Source organism: Kitasatospora sp. MAA19, from assembly GCF_029894125.1.
GTDB lineage: Bacteria > Actinomycetota > Actinomycetes > Streptomycetales > Streptomycetaceae > Kitasatospora.
The window spans coordinates 199,294-217,639 of sequence record NZ_JARXYZ010000010.1; the positions used below are offsets into that span (position 1 = coordinate 199,294).

The 18,346-nt window shown below is 72.7% G+C and carries 16 protein-coding genes; 12 read left to right on the forward strand and 4 right to left on the reverse strand.

The annotated features are described in order from the left end of the window. Positions 1-2 precede the first annotated feature (2 nt). From shc to P3T27_RS18115, 5 genes are all read left to right on the forward strand, one after another. Positions 3-2,087: a squalene--hopene cyclase gene (shc, locus tag P3T27_RS18095; RefSeq protein ID WP_280679632.1), complete on the forward strand. Its 2,085-nt coding sequence runs from the start codon at positions 3-5 to the stop codon at positions 2,085-2,087. Beyond that, complete coding sequence (locus P3T27_RS18100; RefSeq protein WP_280679634.1) at positions 2,084-2,764, forward strand: 1-hydroxy-2-methyl-2-butenyl 4-diphosphate reductase; 681 nt, start codon at positions 2,084-2,086, stop codon at positions 2,762-2,764. Before shc ends, P3T27_RS18100 begins: the two co-directional genes overlap by 4 nt. 2 nt (positions 2,765-2,766) lie before the next feature. Then, positions 2,767-3,795 carry an adenosyl-hopene transferase HpnH gene (gene hpnH / locus P3T27_RS18105; RefSeq protein WP_280679636.1) on the forward strand — a complete coding sequence of 343 codons (1,029 nt, stop codon included), beginning with the start codon at positions 2,767-2,769 and terminating at the stop codon, positions 3,793-3,795. Between the two features lie 118 nt (positions 3,796-3,913). Next, a complete protein-coding gene (dxs, locus tag P3T27_RS18110; protein WP_280679638.1) occupies positions 3,914-5,824 on the forward strand; it encodes a 1-deoxy-D-xylulose-5-phosphate synthase in 1,911 nt (636 codons plus the stop codon). Next, positions 5,814-7,220 (forward strand): aspartate aminotransferase family protein, encoded by a 1,407-nt coding sequence (locus tag P3T27_RS18115; RefSeq protein WP_280679640.1) that lies wholly within the window; start codon positions 5,814-5,816, stop codon positions 7,218-7,220. The genes dxs and P3T27_RS18115 overlap by 11 nt, the downstream gene beginning before the upstream one ends. A 140-nt stretch (positions 7,221-7,360) precedes the next feature. Here P3T27_RS18115 and P3T27_RS18120 read toward each other — a convergent pair whose 3' ends face one another. After that, positions 7,361-7,636 (reverse strand): DUF6343 family protein, encoded by a 276-nt coding sequence (locus P3T27_RS18120; protein WP_280679642.1) that lies wholly within the window; start codon positions 7,634-7,636, stop codon positions 7,361-7,363. Between the two features lie 79 nt (positions 7,637-7,715). Here P3T27_RS18120 and P3T27_RS18125 point away from each other — a divergent pair, with 79 nt between their 5' ends. Continuing rightward, entirely contained in the window at positions 7,716-7,916 is a 201-nt protein-coding gene (locus P3T27_RS18125; protein ID WP_280679644.1) for an I78 family peptidase inhibitor, read from the forward strand. Positions 7,917-7,945: 29 nt separating this feature from the next. Here P3T27_RS18125 and P3T27_RS18130 read toward each other — a convergent pair whose 3' ends face one another. Then, entirely contained in the window at positions 7,946-8,731 is a 786-nt protein-coding gene (locus P3T27_RS18130) for a phosphatase PAP2 family protein (RefSeq protein ID WP_348534111.1), read from the reverse strand. A 232-nt stretch (positions 8,732-8,963) separates the two neighbouring features. Next, entirely contained in the window at positions 8,964-9,731 is a 768-nt protein-coding gene (gene fabG / locus P3T27_RS18135; protein WP_280679646.1) for a 3-oxoacyl-ACP reductase FabG, read from the reverse strand. Positions 9,732-10,106: 375 nt separating this feature from the next. Between fabG and P3T27_RS18140 the strand changes: the two genes are divergently transcribed. Next, complete coding sequence (locus tag P3T27_RS18140; RefSeq protein ID WP_280679648.1) at positions 10,107-11,003, forward strand: MarR family winged helix-turn-helix transcriptional regulator; 897 nt, start codon at positions 10,107-10,109, stop codon at positions 11,001-11,003. A gap of 273 nt (positions 11,004-11,276) precedes the next feature. On the opposite strand, the gene P3T27_RS18145 is transcribed toward P3T27_RS18140, so the two are convergent. Beyond that, positions 11,277-12,140 carry an aldo/keto reductase gene (locus P3T27_RS18145; protein ID WP_280679650.1) on the reverse strand — a complete coding sequence of 288 codons (864 nt, stop codon included), beginning with the start codon at positions 12,138-12,140 and terminating at the stop codon, positions 11,277-11,279. A 440-nt stretch (positions 12,141-12,580) separates the two neighbouring features. Here P3T27_RS18145 and P3T27_RS18150 point away from each other — a divergent pair, with 440 nt between their 5' ends. The 5 genes from P3T27_RS18150 to P3T27_RS18170 all read left to right on the forward strand — a co-directional run bounded on the left by P3T27_RS18150 (position 12,581) and on the right by P3T27_RS18170 (position 18,334). Then, positions 12,581-14,353 (forward strand): ABC transporter ATP-binding protein, encoded by a 1,773-nt coding sequence (locus P3T27_RS18150; RefSeq protein ID WP_280679652.1) that lies wholly within the window; start codon positions 12,581-12,583, stop codon positions 14,351-14,353. An 82-nt stretch (positions 14,354-14,435) separates the two neighbouring features. After that, entirely contained in the window at positions 14,436-16,208 is a 1,773-nt protein-coding gene (locus P3T27_RS18155) for an ABC transporter ATP-binding protein (RefSeq protein WP_280679654.1), read from the forward strand. A 174-nt stretch (positions 16,209-16,382) separates the two neighbouring features. Then, the gene (locus P3T27_RS18160) at positions 16,383-16,628 is read left to right on the forward strand and encodes a LapA family protein (RefSeq protein WP_280679656.1); all 246 of its coding nucleotides are present in this window, start codon (positions 16,383-16,385) and stop codon (positions 16,626-16,628) included. 47 nt (positions 16,629-16,675) lie between these two features. After that, the gene (locus tag P3T27_RS18165) at positions 16,676-17,404 is read left to right on the forward strand and encodes an amino acid ABC transporter ATP-binding protein (RefSeq protein ID WP_280679762.1); all 729 of its coding nucleotides are present in this window, start codon (positions 16,676-16,678) and stop codon (positions 17,402-17,404) included. A gap of 9 nt (positions 17,405-17,413) precedes the next feature. Then, positions 17,414-18,334: a glutamate ABC transporter substrate-binding protein gene (locus P3T27_RS18170; RefSeq protein WP_280679658.1), complete on the forward strand. Its 921-nt coding sequence runs from the start codon at positions 17,414-17,416 to the stop codon at positions 18,332-18,334. The last annotated feature ends 12 nt before the right edge of the window (positions 18,335-18,346 follow it).

Sequence of the window (18,346 nt, forward strand, 5' to 3'; positions counted from 1 at the left end):
CGTTGACAGCAACCGCGGACGGCCGGCTCGACCCTGAGTACGATTCCGAGCCGGTCGCGGTGGGCGACCGCCCCCCGACCCTGCTGGGCGCCGGGCGGTGGCAGCCCGAGGACACCGACCGGCTCCGGCCGGCCGGTGAGGCGGATCTCGGACCGGCCGACGCGCGGGAGGCCCTGGCCCGCGCCACCACGCACCTGCTCTCGCTGCAGAGCTCCGAGGGCTGGTGGAAGGGCGACCTGGAGACCAACGTCACCATGGACGCCGAGGACTTACTGCTCCGGCAGTTCCTCGGGATCCGGACCGAGGAACAGACCAAGGCCACCGCCGAATGGATCCGGTCCCAGCAGCGGGAGGACGGCACCTGGGCCACCTTCCACGGCGGGCCGCCCGAACTGTCCACCACCGTCGAGGCGTACGTCGCCCTCAAGCTCGCCGGCGACGACCCCGACGCCCCGCACATGCTGGCCGCCGCGCGGTACGTCCGCTCCGCCGGGGGCATCGCGGCCGCCCGGGTCTTCACCCGGATCTGGCTCGCGCTCTTCGGCTGGTGGCCGTGGGAGCGGCTGCCCGAGATGCCGCCCGAGATCATCTTCCTGCCCAAGTGGCTGCCGCTGAACATCTACGCCTTCGGCTGCTGGGCCCGCCAGACCATCGTCCCGCTGACCGTCGTCTCGGCCCACCGCCCCGTCCGTCCGGCGCCCTTCCCGCTCACCGAGCTGCACACCGACCCGGACCACCCCTACCCTGACCGGCCGCTCGCCCCCGCCACCAGCTGGGACGGCCTCTTCGAGCGCCTCGACAAGGTCCTGCACGCCTACCACCGGCGCGCCGTGCGCCCGCTGCGCCGGCTCGCCGTCTCCCAGGCCTGCCGCTGGATCGTCGAACGGCAGGAGGCCGACGGCTGCTGGGGAGGTATCCAGCCGCCCGCCGTCTACTCGCTGATCGCCCTGCACCTGGAGGGCTACGAGCTGGAGCACCCGGTGATGCAGGCCGGGCTCTCCTCCTTCGACCGCTTCACCGTGCACACCGGGGACGGCCGGCGCTGGTTGGAGGCCTGCCAGTCCCCGGTCTGGGACACCTGCCTGGCCACCATCGCGCTGGTGGACGCCGGGCTGCCGGCCGACCACCCGGCGCTGGTCTCGGCCGTCGACTGGATGCTCGGCGAGGAGATCCGCAAGAGCGGCGACTGGTCCGTCCAGCGGCCCTCGCTGGCCCCCGGCGGCTGGGCCTTCGAGTTCGAGAACGACACCTACCCCGACATCGACGACACCGCCGAGGTGGTGCTCGCGCTGCGCCGGGTCGCCCACCCCGACCAGGCCAAGGTCGACGCGGCGATGGACCGCGGCGTGCTCTGGAACCTCGGCATGCAGTCCAAGAACGGCGCCTGGGGCGCCTTCGACGTCGACAACACCAGCACGCTGCCCAACAAGCTGCCGTTCTGCGACTTCGGCGAGGTGGTCGACCCGCCGTCCGCCGACGTCACCGCCCACGTGGTGGAGATGCTCGCCGAGACCGGCCGGGCCCGCGACCGGGGCACCCGGCGCGGCGTCGAGTGGCTGCTGCGCAACCAGGAGGCGGACGGCTCCTGGTTCGGCCGCTGGGGCACCAACTACATCTACGGCACCGGCTCGGTGCTGCCCGCCCTGGTCGCGGCGGGCGTGCCGGACGAGCACCCGGCGATCCGCCGCGCCGTCCGCTGGCTGGAGGACCGGCAGAACGCCGACGGCGGCTGGGGCGAGGACATGCGCTCCTACGACGACCCGGCACGCTGGGCCGGGCGCGGGGACTCCACCGCCTCGCAGACCGCCTGGGCGCTGATGGCGCTGCTCGCGGCCGGTGAGGGCCCGGACGGCCGGGCCAACCCGGCGGTGGAGCGCGGGGTGGACTGGCTGGTGCGCACCCAGCTGCCCGAGGGCACCTGGGACGAGCCGCAGTTCACCGGCACCGGGTTCCCGTGGGACTTCTCCATCAACTACCACCTGTACCGGCTGGTCTTCCCGGTCACCGCGCTCGGCCGCTACCTGCACGGCAGCCCCGCCGTCGGCCGGGAGAACGGCGAGACCCCGGCGATCGGGGCGGCGCGGTGACCACCGCCCCCCTCCTGGTGCTCTGCGCGCTGGGTCCCGAGGTCTGGGCGCTGCGCGGCGGCGACTGGCGCGGCTCGGCCGGCGGGCCGCCGGTGCTGGTGCGCACCGGTATGGGCCGACGGCGCGCCGCGCTGGCCGTCCGCCGGCTGCTCGGCTCCGCCCCGGGCGGCTACGGCGCGGTCGTGGTGGCCGGCTTCGGCGCCGCGGTCGGCCCGGGCGTGCTGCCGGGCGACGTCGTGGTCGCCGACGGCGTGCGCGACGCGGAGGGGCACCTGTACCCGGTCGACTCCGGCCCGGAGCTCGCCCGGGCCCTGAAGGAGCTCGGCCTGACCGCGCACGCCGGGGTGCACCACACCGCCGACCACGTGGTCCGCGGCCTCGAACGGCGGGCCCTGCACCTGCAGGGCGCGCTCGCCGTCGACATGGAGGCCGCCGCGGTGCTGGCCGCGCTGCGGGAGCGGCGGCCGACGCTGCCCGCCGCCGTCCTGCGGGTGGTGGTGGACACCCCCGAGCGCGAACTGCTGCGGCCCGGCACCCTCCCGGCCGGGGTGCGCGCCTGGCGGACCCTGCGGGCGACGGTACCCGCCCTGGTCGACTGGTACCGGCAGGAGGCCCGGCCCGGCTCCGCAGACCTGAACCACCCCACATCCTCGACGCTCCCTCAGGAGGCGAGCTAGCCATGGCCATGCCGTTGCGCCAGACCGTGCGGGTCGGCACCTACCTCATGCAGCAGAAGCTGCTCAAACGGCGGGACAAGTTCCCACTGATCGTCGAACTGGAGCCGCTGTTCGCCTGCAACCTCGCCTGCGAAGGCTGCGGCAAGATCCAGCACCCGGCGGGCGTCCTGAAGCAGCGGATGCCGGTGGCCCAGGCGGTCGGCGCGGTCCTGGAGTCGGGTGCCCCGATGGTCTCGATCGCCGGCGGCGAGCCGCTGATGCACCCGCAGATCGACGAGATCGTCCGCCAGCTCGTCGAGCGCCGCAAGTACGTCTTCCTCTGCACCAACGCGCTGCTGCTGCGCAAGAAGATCGACAAGTTCAAGCCCTCGCCGTACTTCACCTTCGCCGTGCACATCGACGGCATGCGCGAGCGGCACGACGAGTCGGTGGCCAAGGAGGGCACCTTCGACGAGGCGGTGGCGGCGATCAAGGAGGCCAAGCGGCGCGGCTTCCGGGTCACCACGAACAGCACCTTCTTCAACACCGACACCCCGCAGACCATCGTCGAGGTGCTGGACTTCCTCAACGACGAACTCAAGGTCGACGAGATGATGATCTCCCCGGCCTACGCCTACGAGAAGGCCCCCGACCAGGAGCACTTCCTCGGTGTCGACCAGACCCGGGAGCTCTTCCGCAAGGCCTTCGCCGGCGGCAACCGGAGCCGCTGGCGGCTCAACCACAGCCCGCTCTTCCTGGACTTCCTGGAGGGCAAGGCCGACTTCGAGTGCACCCCCTGGGGCATCCCCAACTACTCGCTGTTCGGCTGGCAGCGGCCCTGCTACCTGATGGCCGACGGCTACGTGCCCACCTACCGCGAACTCGTCGAGAAGACCGACTGGAGCAAGTACGGCCGCGGCAAGGACCCGCGCTGCGCCAACTGCATGGCGCACTGCGGCTACGAGCCGACCGCCGTACTCGCCACCATGGGCTCGCTCAAGGAGTCGCTGCGCGCGATCACCGAGACCGTCGGCGCCAACCGCGGCCGCTGAGCGGGTCGTTCGACCGCTCCCGAGGACACCCCGCCCGGCCCGGGCCCCGCGCCCGGGCCGGCCCCGCCCCCGCCGGGCGGCGGCACCACCGCACCACTTCGAGTCGTGAGGTGTACCCATGTCACTGCTCTCCAGCGTCACGTCCCCGGCCGAGCTGCGAAAGCTCCCGGCCGCCGAACTCCCGCTGCTCGCCGAGGAGATCCGCGAGTTCCTGATCGGCGCCGTCACCCGCACCGGCGGACACCTCGGGCCCAACCTCGGCGTGGTGGAGCTGACCATCGCCCTGCACCGGGTCTTCGACTCCCCGTACGACCGGATCGTCTTCGACACCGGCCACCAGAGCTACGTCCACAAGCTGCTCACCGGCCGCCAGGACTTCTCCCGGCTGCGGATGAAGGGCGGGCTCTCCGGCTACCCCTCGCGCGCGGAGTCCGAACACGACGTGGTCGAGAACTCGCACGCCTCCACCGCCCTGTCCTACGCCGACGGGCTCGCCAAGGCCGCCCAACTGCTCGGCCAGCACGACCGGCGGACCGTCGCGGTGATCGGCGACGGCGCGCTCACCGGCGGGCTCGCCTGGGAGGCGCTCAACAACATCGCCGAGGCCCGCGACCGGCCGCTGGTCATCGTCGTCAACGACAACGAGCGCTCCTACGCCAAGACCATCGGCGGCCTCGCCAACCACCTGGCCACCCTGCGCACCACCCAGGGCTACGAGCGCTTCCTCGCCCTCGGCAAGGGCGCGCTGCAGCGCACCCCGCTGGTCGGCCAGCCGATCTTCGACGCGCTGCACGGCGCCAAGAAGGGCTTCAAGGACGCCTTCGCGCCGCAGGGCATGTTCGAGGACCTCGGGCTGAAGTACCTCGGGCCGATCGACGGCCACGACATCGGCGCCGTCGAGCAGGCGCTGCGCCAGGCGCGCAACTTCGGCGGCCCCGTCATCGTGCACTGCCTCACCGTCAAGGGGCGCGGCTACCGGCCCGCCGAACAGGACGAGGCCGACCGCTTCCACGCCGTCAACCCGATCGACCCGTACACCTGCCTGCCGATCACACCCAGCGGCGGGGTCTCCTGGACCTCGGTGTTCGGCGACGAGCTGGTCGCGCTCGGCGACGAGCGGCCGGACCTGGTGGCGATCACCGCGGCGATGCTGCAACCGGTCGGACTGGCCCGCTTCGCCAAGGTTTTCCCGGACCGCATCTTCGACGTCGGCATCGCCGAGCAGCACGCCGTCACCTCCGCGGCCGGCCTGGCCACCGGCGGTCTGCACCCGGTCGTCGCGGTCTACGCGACCTTCCTGAACCGGGCCTTCGACCAGGTCCTGATGGACGTCGCCCTGCACCAGCTCGGCGTCACCTTCGTCCTCGACCGCTCCGGGGTCACCGGGCCGGACGGCGCCTCGCACAACGGCATGTGGGACATGTCGATCCTGCAGGTCGTCCCGGGCCTGCGGCTGGCCGCCCCGCGCGACGCCGACCAGCTGCGGGCCCAGCTGCGCGAGGCCGTCGAGGTCGACGACGCCCCCACCGTGATCCGCTTCCCCAAGGCGAACATCGGTCCGACGGTGCCGGCCGTCGAGCGGATCGGCGGGGTGGACGTCCTGCTGCGCACCGGGCGGGCGCCGGAGATCCTCCTGGTGGCGGTCGGCACCACCGCCGCCGCCTGCCTGGACGCCGCCCGGCTGCTGCTCGCCGAGGGCTTCACCGCGACCGTGGTCGACCCGCGCTGGGTCAAGCCGGTCGACCCGGCCCTGCCGGAACTGGCCGCCGCTCACCGGCTGGTCGTCACCGTCGAGGACAACGGCCGCACCGGCGGCGTCGGCGCCGCCATCGCCCAGGCGCTGCGTGACGCCGACGTGGACGTGCCGGTGCGGGTGCTCGGCCTGCCGCAGGAGTTCCTCGGCCACGCCGCGCGCGGGGAGATCCTGGAGGAGACCGGCCTGACCGGCACCGGGGTCGCCGCCCAGACCGCCGTCTTCGCCAAGAACCTGCTACCGACCCGAGGAGCGAACCAGCGCCATGCCGGCTGACCCCGACCGTACCGCCGCCCGTTTCGACCTCGCCGCGCTGATCGCCGAACGCGGCGCCGAGCGGTACGAGCTGCACGGCCGCCACCTCAACCCGCAGCTGCCGCGGATGCTGCACACCATCGGCTTCGACAAGTACTACGAGCGCGCCAAGGGCCAGTACTTCTACGACGCCGAGGGCAACGAGTACCTCGACATGCTGGCCGGCTTCGGCATCTTCGCGCTCGGCCGCCACCACCCGGTCGTGCGGTCGGCGATCCAGCAGGTGATGGACCTCGACCTGCCGGACCTGGTCCGCTTCGACTGCTCGCCGCTGCCCGGGCTGCTCGCCGAGCGGCTGCTCGCGTACGCGCCCGGGCTGGACCGGGTGTTCTTCGGCAACAGCGGCACCGAGGCGGTGGAGACCGCGCTCAAGTTCGCCCGGTACGCCACCGGCCGCCGGCGGATCCTCTACGCCGACCACGCCTTCCACGGGCTGACCACCGGCTCGCTCTCGGTCAACGGGGAGAGCGGCTTCCGCAAGGGCTTCGACCCGCTGCTGCCGGACACCGCCATCCCGCTCGGCGACCTCGGCGCGCTGGCCAAGGAGTTGAAGCGCGGCGACGTCGCGGCCCTGATCGTCGAGCCGATCCAGGGCAAGGGCGTCCAGGCGCCGCCGCCCGGCTGGCTGCGCGCGGCGCAGGTCCTGCTGCACGAGCACAAGGCGCTGCTGATCTGCGACGAGGTGCAGACCGGGATCGGGCGCACCGGCGAGTTCTTCGCCTACCAGCACGAGGACGGGGTGCTGCCCGACCTGGTCTGCGCGGCCAAGGCCCTCTCCGGCGGGTACGTGCCGGTCGGGGCGACGCTCGGCAAGGGCTGGATCTTCGAGAAGGTGTACTCCTCGATGGACCGGGTGCTGGTGCACTCGGCCAGCTTCGGCGCCAACGCCCAGGCGATGGCGGCCGGACTGGCGACCCTGGAAGTGATGCGCGACGAGAAGGTGGTGGAGAACGCGCGCCAGGTCGGCGACCACTTCCGTGAGCGGCTCGCCGCGCTGGTCGACCGGTACGAGTTGCTCGCCGAGGTGCGCGGCCGGGGGCTGATGATCGGCATCGAGTTCGGCCGGCCCAAGTCGCTCAAGCTGCGCACCGGGTGGACGGCCCTGCAGGCCGCGCGCAAGGGGCTGTTCGCCCAGATGGTGGTCGTCCCGCTGCTCCAGCGGCACCGGATCCTGACCCAGGTGTCCGGCGACCACCTGGAGGTGATCAAGCTGATCCCGCCGCTGATCATCACGGAGCGCGACGTGGACCGCTTCATCGAGGCCTTCACCGACATCATGGACGACGCGCACCGGGGGAGCGGGCTGATGTGGGACTTCGGGCGGACGCTGGTGAAGCAGGCGGTCGGCAGCCGCTGAGTGTCGGTGCCGAACCGCGGCCGACCGGGTGGTCGGGAGGGTCGGCGGCGCGGTGCGGGAGCGTCGGCGGCGTGCTGTCGGAGTACCGCCGGAGTGGGGAGTCGGTCCGGCCGACTTCCCACTCCGTGGGAGACACCGCGTCAGAGCTCGGTCCGGCGGCGCCGGATGACCACGACGAGATCGACGGCGGCGAACAGGGTGAGCAGACCGCAGGCGACGGCGAAGCCGGTGAGGGTCCCGCGGCTGGGGGCGCCGTACGCGGGGGAGGCGGCCGCCCAGATCGCGAAGCCCGCCGTCGCGAGCGCGAACAGCGGTGTGAAGGTGAGCGAGAGCAGGAAGCGGAGCTTGAGATCGCTGCGGGCGGTGGACGGCTCGGTGCCGCTGCGCCACCGCCGCCGCGGGGTGGTGGCGCGCATGGCCGTTCACCTCCGTGCCGCGCGGGTGGGGGCTACGATTCCAGCGTACGTCCGAGGGAGCGGGTGGGGGAGAGGCGCGATGACGGGGTCGGACGCGGCGGCGGACGCAGAGGGCTATGCGGGGCTGCGGATCGAGCGTGCCCGGGAGCTGGCCCGGCGGCACGGTTGGGCGTTCGTCCGGGTGCTGGAGCCGGGGGCGATGATGACCATGGACCACCGGGAGGGCCGGCTCAACCTCGCGGTGCGCGACGGTGTGGTCGAGCGCAGCTGGGAGGGGTAGCGCCCGCCCGGTGGCCGCGGCGGGCGGGCTCAGTGGACCCGTCGTCGGACCAGCCGCTGTTCGGCGGCGACGACCAGGGGTTCCAGCAGGGGCAGCGAGAGCAGCACCAGCAGCCCGGCGGCCCAGCCGGCCAGCACGTCGGTCACCCAGTGGGTGCCCAGGTAGACGGTGGTCAGGCCGATCGAGCAGGCGGTGGCGGCGGCGATCACCGCGCCGGTGCGCCGCCAGCGGACCGCGAGGTAGGCGAGCAGGCCCCAGGTGACGACCGCGTTGGCGGTGTGGCCGGACGGGAAGATGGTGCCGCCGGAGAAGAGCTCGGGGGAGCCGACGTACTGGGCGTAGTGCGGGCCGAGCCGACCGGTGACGATCTTGACCGCGCCGACCGTGACGTTGAGCAGCAGCAGGGCGACGGCCATCACCAGCAGCGGGCGCAGCCGCCCCAGCCGGTGGGCGCGCCAGCCGAGCCAGACGAAGGCGGCGATGGCGGAGGGGCCGCGCTGCCCGGCGACCACCCAGGTGTCGAGCAGCGGCTCCAGGCGGGGCCAGCGTTCGTAGGGGCGGAGCAGGCGGACCGACCAGTCCAGGTCGACCAGGGCGGTGTTGAGCAGGACACCGGCCACGACCAGCAGGTAGGCGACGCAGGTCACGGCGAGCAGGGCGGCCTGCCGGCGGCTCATCGGCGGCCAGCCGGGCTCACGGCGGTGGTCCTGCGTGGGGCGGTGGTCCTGCGTGGGGCTCGGGCGCTCGCGGTGGGTGGTGGTGAGCGGCTCCGGCCCCTGGTTCGGAAAGGGCGCGGGGGTACTCGGGGCTTGCACGGGGGTGACCTTACCCACCCGACCGGGGCTATTTCGGAGGGAATTGTCATTTTCCCGGGAAATCGACAATTGGTGGGACGTGGTCCGGCCGGGGGAGTGATTTCCGGGATTCTCTGATCGAATGCCAGTGTGGTGTTCGAATGATTCTGCAAAAGTGCCGGTAAAGAAAACGGGGCGGGAGGCCGGCTCGGCCGGCTTCCCACCCCGTGGTAACCCTGTGTAGGTTCGGTGCTCAGTCGAGGGGGCCGCCCGCGACGTAGATCACCTGTCCGGAGACGAACCCGGCGCCCTCGCTCGCCAGGAACGAGATGGTGTGGGCGACATCCTCGGGCAGACCGACCCGCTGGACCGGGATCTGTGAGGCCGCAGCCCGCTTGAAGTCTTCGAAGTCCATGCCGACCCGGGCCGCGGTGGCCGCGGTCATGTCGGTGGCGATGAAGCCGGGGGCGACGGCGTTGGCGGTGATGCCGAACTTGCCCAGCTCGATGGCCAAAGTCTTGGTGAAGCCCTGCAGCCCGGCCTTGGCGGCCGAGTAGTTGGCCTGGCCGCGGTTGCCCTGGGCGGACGAGGAGGACAGGTTGACGATGCGGCCGAAACCGGCGTCCACCATGTGCTTCTGCACCGCGCGGGTCATCAGGAAGGCCCCGCGCAGGTGCACGTTCATGACCGTGTCCCAGTCGGACTCGGACATCTTGAAGAGCAGGTTGTCGCGCAGGACGCCCGCGTTGTTGACCAGGACGACCGGGGTGCCGAGCTCGGTGGCCACGCGGTCGACGGCGGCCTGGACCTGGTCGGCGTCCGAGACGTCGGCGCCCACGGCCAGGGCCCGGCCGCCGGCCGCGGTGATCCGGTCGACGGTGTCCTTCCCGGCGGCCTCGTCCAGGTCGAGGACGGCCACGGCGTAGCCGTCGGCGGCCAGTCGCACGGCGGTGGCGGCGCCCAGACCGCGCGCGGCGCCGGTGACGACGGCGACCCGGGTGGCGGTGCTCTGCTCGGTCATGCTCGCTCTCGTCTCTCTCGGGGTTGTCTCCGCGGGGAGCGCCCCGGGGAGGGTGGCCACACCCTACCCGCGAGTAGGTGGGCCGGCCAGGGTCGGAGCGCGGCGGGTGACGGTCGGTAAGGACCGACCGGTCGGCTTTCTGCTGAGAACGGGTTACCGTGAAGGCGTGGCGGGCGCGTAAATATGCCAATGTTGCCGAACCTGCGTCTACTATCCGCCCCTGCCTGCCAGCAAGGGCCCGCCGTTTGTATAGTGTCCGCCAGCAGCCACCGGCTGCACGGCTGGAGCGCCCTCCCTCATAGCTGGACGCCCACTCGCCGTTACTGCCCCACCCGGGTGTCCCACACACACCGGGTGTGACATCGGGACGGATACATGGTGCTGGGGGAGATCCCGACGACCCGCGTGTCCGCGCGACTGCAGCAGTCGCCCGGACACCTGATTCGCGTTGCACAGCAGGTTCACACCAGGCTGTGGTCGGAACATGTCGGAGCCGATCTCACGGCTCCGCAGTTCGCCGTACTGCTGGTCCTGGCCCTGGAGCCGGGTGCCGACCAGCGGACGGTCGGCGAGCGGGCCTCGCTGGACAAGGCGACGATGGCGGAGATGGTCGCGCGGCTGGTCCGCCGCGGCCTGGTGCTGCGAAGGCGTGACCCGGCCGACGGCCGGCGCAAACTGCTCGCCCTCTCGCAGAGCGGTGCCCAGGCGGTGCGTGAGGCCACCGGCGGTGTGGTCCGCGTGCAGCGCACCCTGTTCGAGCCGCTCACCGCGGAGGAGCAGGTGGAGATCGTGCGGGTGATGGCCAAGATAGCCAGGCTGGAGCCCGCCGCGGTCGCCGTCTTCACCGACGCGCGGCCGATACTGGACGCGCAGCGGGCGATCGGCTACCTGATCAGAGTGAGCCAACAGGTGCACACGAAACTCTGGTCCGAGCACGTCGGCGCGGAGCTGACGGCGCCGCAGTACGCGGTGCTGGACGCGCTGGAGCTGGAGCCGGGCGCCGACCAGCGCACGGTCGGTGAGCTGGCGTCGCTGGACAAGGCGACGATGGCCGAGATGGTGAGCAGGCTGGTGCGCCGCGGTCTGGTGCAGCGCCGGCGCGACCCCTCGGACGGCCGCCGCAACCTGCTGTCGCTGTCGCCGGCGGGGCAGGACCTGCTGCACCGCTCGGCGGCCGGAGTGGCGGAGGTACAGCGGCTGCTGCTGGCCCCGCTGGACGAGGGTGAGCACGGGCCCGCGCTGGCGCTCATCGGTAAGGCGGCGCGGTTCTAGCCGGATCCCTTTGAGCTCCAGCCAAAACGATTCGCCAACGTACGGAAGACCCGGCGTTGACGGCCTGATGCGCTGACGGCCCGATGTGCCGAGGGCCTGGCGTGCTGGGTGCTCGGCATGCCGAGGGCTCGGCGCGTCGAGGGTCTGATGTGCTGAAGGCGTACGGCAGTTGGCGTTGGTGAATCGCGGTACGCCGAAGACCGCCCACCCCTGGTCGGGGTGGGCGGTCTTTCGATATGACCGCTCGTCAGAGAAGTCGGACGGCAGGTGCCGTCAGTTCCAGTCGAACTCCTGCGGGTCCGGACCGATCCGCGTGCCGGTGGCGACATCGGCGATCGCGGCGAGGTCCTCGGCGTCCAGCTCGAAGCCGGCGACGTCCAGGTTCTCCCGGATGCGGGCGGGGGTGACCGACTTCGGGATCGCGATCACGCCGCTCTGCAGGTGCCAGCGGAGCACGACCTGGGCGACCGTGCGGCCGTGCTTCTCGGCGATCTTCGCCAGCGCCGGCTCGGAGAGCAGCTCCTTGCCCTGGCCCAGCGGGCTCCAGGCCTCGGTGGCGATGCCGTGCTGGGCGTGGAAGGCGCGCAGCTCGGTCTGCGGGAAGTACGGGTGCAGCTCGACCTGGTTCAGCACCGGGACGACCGAGGTCTCGTCGAGCAGTCGGGTGAGCTGCTCGGGCCCGAAGTTGGAGACGCCGACCGACTTGACCCGGCCGTCCGCGCGCAGCTGCTCGAACGCCTTCCAGACGTTCAGGTAGCTGCCGTGCATCGGGCGCGGCCAGTGGATCAGGTAGAGGTCGATGTAGTCGAGGCCGAGCTTGGCCAGCGACGCGTCGAACTCGCGCAGGACGGCGTCGCGGCCCTGCTCGCCGGTCCAGTCGCGGGTGCCCGAGTTCCACAGCTTGGTCGTGATGTAGAGGTCCTCGCGGGCCACACCGCCGGCCAGTGCCTCGGCGATCGCCTGGCCGGTGCCGGTCTCGTTCTCGTAGATGGCGGCGGTGTCGATGGAGCGGTAGCCCGCCTCGATCGCGTTGCGGACGGCGGCCGTGGCCTCGTCGTCCGGGACCTGCCACACGCCGAAGCCGAGCTGCGGGATCTGCGCGCCGTCGTTCAGGGTGACGCTGGGGATGTTGCTCACGGGAAGGGGTGCCCTCCTGGTTGTCCGTGTGATTCCAGAAGGGGGCAACTGGCGCCCGGGCGGGATTGTTCCCGCCGTTCGGGGGAATCTTGCGGGGGGTCGGCGGCCCTCCCGGGCGGGGATCGGTGGCCGGGCGTCGAAAAAACCTGTTGCGCGGATCACATCGGGGTTGGCAGGCTCGCGGCCATGACCTCCTGAGATACCGGCCGTTCGTGCCCTCCCCGTCCCGTCCGGCAGTCCGTCAGCCTGGCCGTCCCGTCGGGCCGTCCGGCCCGACGCCCCGGACGCGTCGGCGGCGCCGGATCGAGCCGCCGCGCGCGGTACCCGCCGCCTTTCGAGTGAGCCGGGTCCGCCGCGCCGCGCCGCCCGGGCCTGCGCCTCATGGCCGTCTTCCCTTCGCATCATCCGCACCCTCCCGTACCCTCCCGCATCGGAGTGTCATGCCGCTCACCCCCCTGCCGCTGGCCGACCCCGGCAGTCCTGATCTCTCCTCACCCCTGGCCTTCCTGCGCTGGCTGCAGCGCGGCCAACGGCGCGGGCAGGTGGTCGCCACCTGCTGGGCGCTGCTGGAGATGGGCGGCCAGGCGGCGCTGCCGATACCGCTCGGGTGGGGCGTGCAGGCCGCCGTCGACGGCGAGGCCGCCGGGATCTGGCGGGCCGGCGCCCTCGCGGTGGCGCTCGCCGCGCTGGCCGCGCTCGGTGCCGTGATGCTGCACCGCCAGGCCGTCTGGAACTGGATCCACGCCGCTTGCCACGTGCGGCAGTTGGTGGCCCGACAGGCCTCGCGGCTGGGTGCCGGGCTGTCCCGCCGGATCGCCACCGGGGAGGTCGTCGCGGTCGGCAGCGGGGACGTCGAACGGATCGGCTGGTACGTCGAACTCGTCGCCCGGGTCCGGGCGGCGGTGATCGTCTGGCTGGCCGTGAGCGTGGCCGTGCTGGTGGTCGAACCGGTGCTCGGGATCGGGGTGCTGCTCGGCGTCCCGGTGCTGGCGGCCGCCGTCTGGCCGCTGATCGGGCCGTTCGAGCGCCGGTACGAGCAGCAGCGCACGCTCGGCGGCAAGGCCACCGAGCTGGCCGCCGACACGGTGGCCGGGCTGCGGGTGCTGCGCGGCATCGGCGGCGAGGAGCTCTTCCTGGAGCGGTACCGGGTGGCCTCCCAGAAGGTCCGGGCCGCGGCCGTCCGTTCGGCCCGGCTGTGGTCGCTGATGCAGGCCCAACAGGTGCTGCTGCCGGGCCTGTTCGTGGTCGGGGTCACCTGGTACGGTGCCCGGCAGGCGGCCGCCGGGGAACTCGCCGTCGGCACCCTGATCGCCGTGTACGGCGCCACCGCGTTCCTCGCGGCGCCGCTGCGGATCCTGGGCGAGGCCGCGCACGCCTGGAGCGTCGCCCGGGTCTCCGCCGGGCGCGCCGTCCGGGTGCTCTCACTCGAACGGACCAATGGCGTGGCCGAGGCCTCGCTGACCCGGCCCGGGCAGGCCGACCTGTTCGACCCGGCGACCGGGTTGACCGCGCGGGCCGGTGAGCTGACCGCGGTCGTCTGCGGGGACCCGGACTTCGCCGGGGCGCTCGCCGAGCGGCTCGGTGGGCACGTCCCGGTGGCCGAGGGCGAGCAGGAGCAGCCCTCCGTCCGGCTCGGCGGGACCGAACTGGACACGGTGCCGCTGGCCGAGGCCAGGGCGGCGGTGCTGGTGCACGACAAGGAGCCGGTGCTGCTCTCCGGCACACTGGCCGGGCTGTTCGAGATCCCGTCCTCGGGGCGGGTCTCGGTGGCCGAGGCGCTGGCCGCCGCCCGGTCCGACGACGTGCTGGAGGCCCTGGTGGACGGCTCACCGGACTGCGGGGGCGACGCGATGCGCGCCCGGATCACCGAGCGCGGGCGCTCGCTGTCCGGCGGGCAGCGCCAGCGGCTCGCGCTGGCCCGTGCGCTGGTGGCCGACCCGCCCGTCCTCGTGCTGGACGAGCCGACCAGCGCGGTGGACGCCCACACCGAGTCGAGGATCGCGACCGGGTTGCGGGACACCCGGGCCGGGCGCACCACCGTGGTGTTCGCGACCAGCCCGCTGCTGCTCGACCAGGCGGACCGGGTGGTGCTGCTGCGCGAGGGCCGGGCGGCCGTCGCGGGGCGGCACCGCGACCTGATGCGGACCGAGCCCGCCTACCGGGCCGTGGTCACCCGCGACGAGGAGCCGGCGCCGGTGGGGGAGGCCGTATGAGCGGCCGAAGGGGCGCGCGCGGTGTCCGCCCTGCCCGTCCCGCCTGTCCTGCCTGTCCTTCCACGCAGCTGAGGAGCACGTCATGAAGCCCCCCGTCCATCAGGAGCAGGGGCCGACCACCACCCTGCCGGTCGGCTCCCCGGCCGCCGTGCGCGCGTACCTGCGCCTGCTCGCCCGGCGCCACCGCGCAGGGTTCTCCTCGGTGGTGGCACTGCACTCGGTGGCCACCGTGGCCGGGCTGGTCGGGCCCTGGGTGCTCGGCAGCCTGGTCGAGTCGCTGGCGACCGGCACCGCCGAGGGCGCCATCGCGGTCGCGGTCGGCTGGTACCTGCTGGCGCTGGTGGTGCAGTCCGCCTTCACCGGCTGGTCCCGGATGCGCGGAGCGGTCCTCGGCGAACGGGTGCTGGCCGACCTGCGTGAGGACTTCCTGGTCCGCTCGGTCGCGCTGCCCACCGGAGTGCTGGAGCGGGCCGGCACCGGGGACCTGGTCTCCCGGGGCACCACCGACGTCGACCGGCTGGACAAGTCGGTGCGCGAGGCGGTGCCCGAACTCGCCGTCGCCGTCGTGTCGTTGCTGCTGGTGATCGGCGCCCTGCTGGTCACCTCGCCGCTGCTCGCGCTCACCTCGCTGATCGGGCTGCCGCTGCTGCTGGTCAGCTCCCGCTGGTACTTCCGGCGCGCGCCGGAGTCCTACCGCAACGAGTCGTCCGGGTACGCCGCGGTGAACACCGTGCTGGCCGAGACGGTGGACGCCGGGCGGACGGTCGAGACGCTGCGCCTGGGCGACCAGCGGATCGGGCTGACGGACCGCAAGCTGCGCGAATGGCTCGCCTGGGAGCGCTACACCCTGTGGCTGCGCTCGGTCTGGTTCCCGACCATCGACGCGGTCTACTCCTCGGCGGTGCTGGCCACCCTGGTGCTCGGCGGACTGTTCACCCTCCAGGGCTGGATCACCGTCGGCCAGTTGACCACCGGGGTGCTCTACGCGCAGATGCTGACCGGCCCGGTCGACCTGATCCTGCGCTGGTACGACGAGCTGCAGATCGGCCAGGCCTCGCTGGCCCGGCTGGTCGGCGTCCGCGAGGTGCCCGAGCACGAGGGCGACGAGAGCGCCAGCCCGGACGGCCGCCGGGTCGAGGCCCGGGAGGTCCGGTTCGGCTACCGCGAGGGCGCGGACGTCCTGCACGGCATCAGCCTGGACGTCGCGCCGGGCAGCCGGGTCGCGCTGGTCGGGCCGTCCGGCGCGGGCAAGTCCACGCTGGGGCGGCTGCTGGCCGGGATCTACGCCCCCGGGCGCGGCAGCGTGACGCTCGGCGGCGCGGCGTTGGCGCGGATGCCGGCCGAGCGGGTGCGGGCCGAGGTCGCCCTGGTGAACCAGGAACACCACGTGTTCGTCGGCACCCTGCGGGACAACCTGCGGCTGGCGGCGCCGATGGCGGAGGACACCGAACTGCGGTCCGCGCTGGACGCGGTGGAAGCCGGCGGCTGGGTGGACGCGCTGCCGCACGGCCTCGACACCGAGGTCGGCTCCGGCGGCACCGTGCTGACCCCGCCGCAGGCCCAGCAACTGGCCCTGGCCCGCCTGGTGCTGGCCGACCCGCACACCCTGGTGCTGGACGAGGCCACCTCGTTGCTGGATCCGCGCGCCGCCCGGCACCTGGAGCGCTCGCTCGCCCGGGTGCTGGAGGGCCGCACGGTGATCGCCATCGCCCACCGGCTGCACACCGCGCACGACGCGGACGTGATCGCGGTGGTCGAGGGCGGGCGGATCAGCGAGTACGGCAGCCACCCGGAGCTGGTGGCGGCCGGCGGCCCGTACGCGGCGCTCTGGCGCTCCTGGCGGGACGAGCGGTAGCGGGCCGGTGCCGTCCGGGCCTGCCCAGGTCTATCGGGCAGGGATCGGCCGGGCGGACCTCAGAGGGGCGGGCTCCAAACCCGCACGGGGTCGGATTGCCCCGTGCGGGTTACTCCCTGACCCGTAAGGGCGCGTAACCGGGCAAATCGGCGTCCTGGCCCGCAGACTGCTCCGGTGACCAAGATTTCGGACGGCTCGGCCGGCTCCAAACGCAGCGAGATCGGTGGGATCCCCACCCGGTACATCGGGATCGGCGTCCTCGGCGTCCTCGCCGTGTGGTTCCTGTTCGCGAACCTCGACGAGGTGAAGATCCAGTTCTGGGTCTTCACCGTCACCACGCCGCTCTGGATCGCACTGCTGGCCACGCTGCTCGCCGGCGGTGCGCTGGGCTGGCTGCTGAAGGGGCGACGCGGCCGGTGACCAGCGCTCCCGGGCCGGCCCAGGCAGGGCCCGCGGCCTTCACACCGCTGATCGAGGTGCGCGGTGTCAACAAGCACTTCGGCGACCTGCACGTCCTGCAGGACATCGAACTGACCGTCGGCCGCGGCGAGGTCGTCGTGGTCATCGGGCCCTCCGGCTCCGGCAAGTCCACGCTGTGCCGGGCGATCAACCGACTGGAGCCGATCGAGGACGGCACCATCCTGATCGACGGCGAGCCGCTGCCCGAGGAGGGCAAGGGGCTGGCCCGGCTGCGCGCCGAGGTCGGCATGGTGTTCCAGTCCTTCAACCTGTTCGCGCACAAGACCGTGCTGCAGAACGTCTCGCTCGCGCAGATCAAGGTCCGCGGCCGGCCGCGGGCGGAGGCGGACACCAAGTCCCGCGCACTGCTGGAGCGGGTCGGGCTGGCGGCGCAGGCCGACAAGTACCCGGCCCAGCTCTCCGGCGGCCAGCAGCAGCGGGTGGCGATCGCCCGGGCGCTGGCGATGGACCCGAAGGCGCTGCTGTTCGACGAGCCCACCTCGGCGCTCGACCCCGAGATGATCAACGAGGTGCTGGACGTCATGCGCCAGCTCGCGCGCGAGGGCATGACGATGGTCGTGGTCACCCACGAGATGGGCTTCGCCCGGGCCTCCGCCAACCGGGTGGTCTTCATGGCCGACGGCCGGATCGTCGAGGACCGCGCCCCGGAGGACTTCTTCAGCGCCCCGGAGAGCGAGCGCGCCCGGGACTTCCTGTCCAAGATCCTGAAGCACTGAGGCGGCGCCGTGACGAGGAAGACCACGCCCGCCGCCCCGGGCCGGACGCTGCTCGCCGCCGCCCTGCTGCTCGCCGTGCTGGCCGCCGGCTGCGGCAAGGCCGGCACCCCGCCGCCCAAGGGCCCGCAAGCGAGCGCGCTGCCCAGCTACCAGGTACGGGACGCCGCCTCGATCACCGGCTCGCTGACCCTGGACGCCGCCCGGAGCCGGGGCTACCTGGTGGTCGGCGCCAAGGAGGACCAGCCGTACCTGGGCGAGAAGAACCCGGCCACCGGCGAGTACTCCGGCTTCGACATCGAGATCGCCAAGATGGTCGGCGCCGACCTCGGCTTCGGGCCGGACCGGATCCAGTTCAAGACCATCGCCTCGGCCAACCGCGAGACCGCGCTGCAGAACGGTCAGGTGGACTTCTACGTCGGCACCTACACCATCAACGACAACCGGAAGAAGCTGGTCGGCTTCGCCGGGCCCTACTTCATCGCCGGGCAGTCGCTGCTGGTGCGCAAGAACAACACCAGCATCCACGGCCCGCAGGACCTGGACGGCAAGAAGGTCTGCTCGGCGGCCGGCTCGACGCCGTACCAGCGCATCCGGTCGCAGTACCCGAAGGCGCGCCTGATCGGCTACGACACCTACTCGGCCTGCGTGGACAACCTGATCACCGGCCAGGTCGACGCCGTCACCACGGACAACGCGATCCTGCTGGGCTACGCGGCCAAGGCGCCGGACGAGCTCAAGGTGGTCGGCCCGCTGTTCTCCCAGGAGCCGTACGGGATCGGGACGCCGAAGAACGACACCGTGCTGCGGTACGCGATCGACGACGCGCTGGCGCGGAACGAGCAGAACGGCGACTGGAAGAAGGCCTACGAGGCGACCCTCGGCCTCTCGGGGGAGCCCGCACCGACGCCGCCGCCGATCGACCGGTACTGAGAGGGCCGCGCC

What these genes read in the sequence shown, in the direction of transcription:
- hpnH (WP_280679636.1), top strand. Translation starts at nt 2,767, where the DNA reads ATGGCCATGCCGTTGCGCCAGACCGTGCGGGTCGGCACCTACCTCATG.
- dxs (WP_280679638.1), top strand. Translation starts at nt 3,914, where the DNA reads ATGTCACTGCTCTCCAGCGTCACGTCCCCGGCCGAGCTGCGAAAGCTC.
- P3T27_RS18115 (WP_280679640.1), top strand. Translation starts at nt 5,814, where the DNA reads ATGCCGGCTGACCCCGACCGTACCGCCGCCCGTTTCGACCTCGCCGCG.
- P3T27_RS18120 (WP_280679642.1), bottom strand. Translation starts at nt 7,636, where the DNA reads ATGCGCGCCACCACCCCGCGGCGGCGGTGGCGCAGCGGCACCGAGCCG.
- P3T27_RS18125 (WP_280679644.1), top strand. Translation starts at nt 7,716, where the DNA reads ATGACGGGGTCGGACGCGGCGGCGGACGCAGAGGGCTATGCGGGGCTG.
- fabG (WP_280679646.1), bottom strand. Translation starts at nt 9,731, where the DNA reads ATGACCGAGCAGAGCACCGCCACCCGGGTCGCCGTCGTCACCGGCGCC.
- P3T27_RS18140 (WP_280679648.1), top strand. Translation starts at nt 10,107, where the DNA reads ATGGTGCTGGGGGAGATCCCGACGACCCGCGTGTCCGCGCGACTGCAG.
- P3T27_RS18150 (WP_280679652.1), top strand. Translation starts at nt 12,581, where the DNA reads ATGCCGCTCACCCCCCTGCCGCTGGCCGACCCCGGCAGTCCTGATCTC.
- P3T27_RS18155 (WP_280679654.1), top strand. Translation starts at nt 14,436, where the DNA reads ATGAAGCCCCCCGTCCATCAGGAGCAGGGGCCGACCACCACCCTGCCG.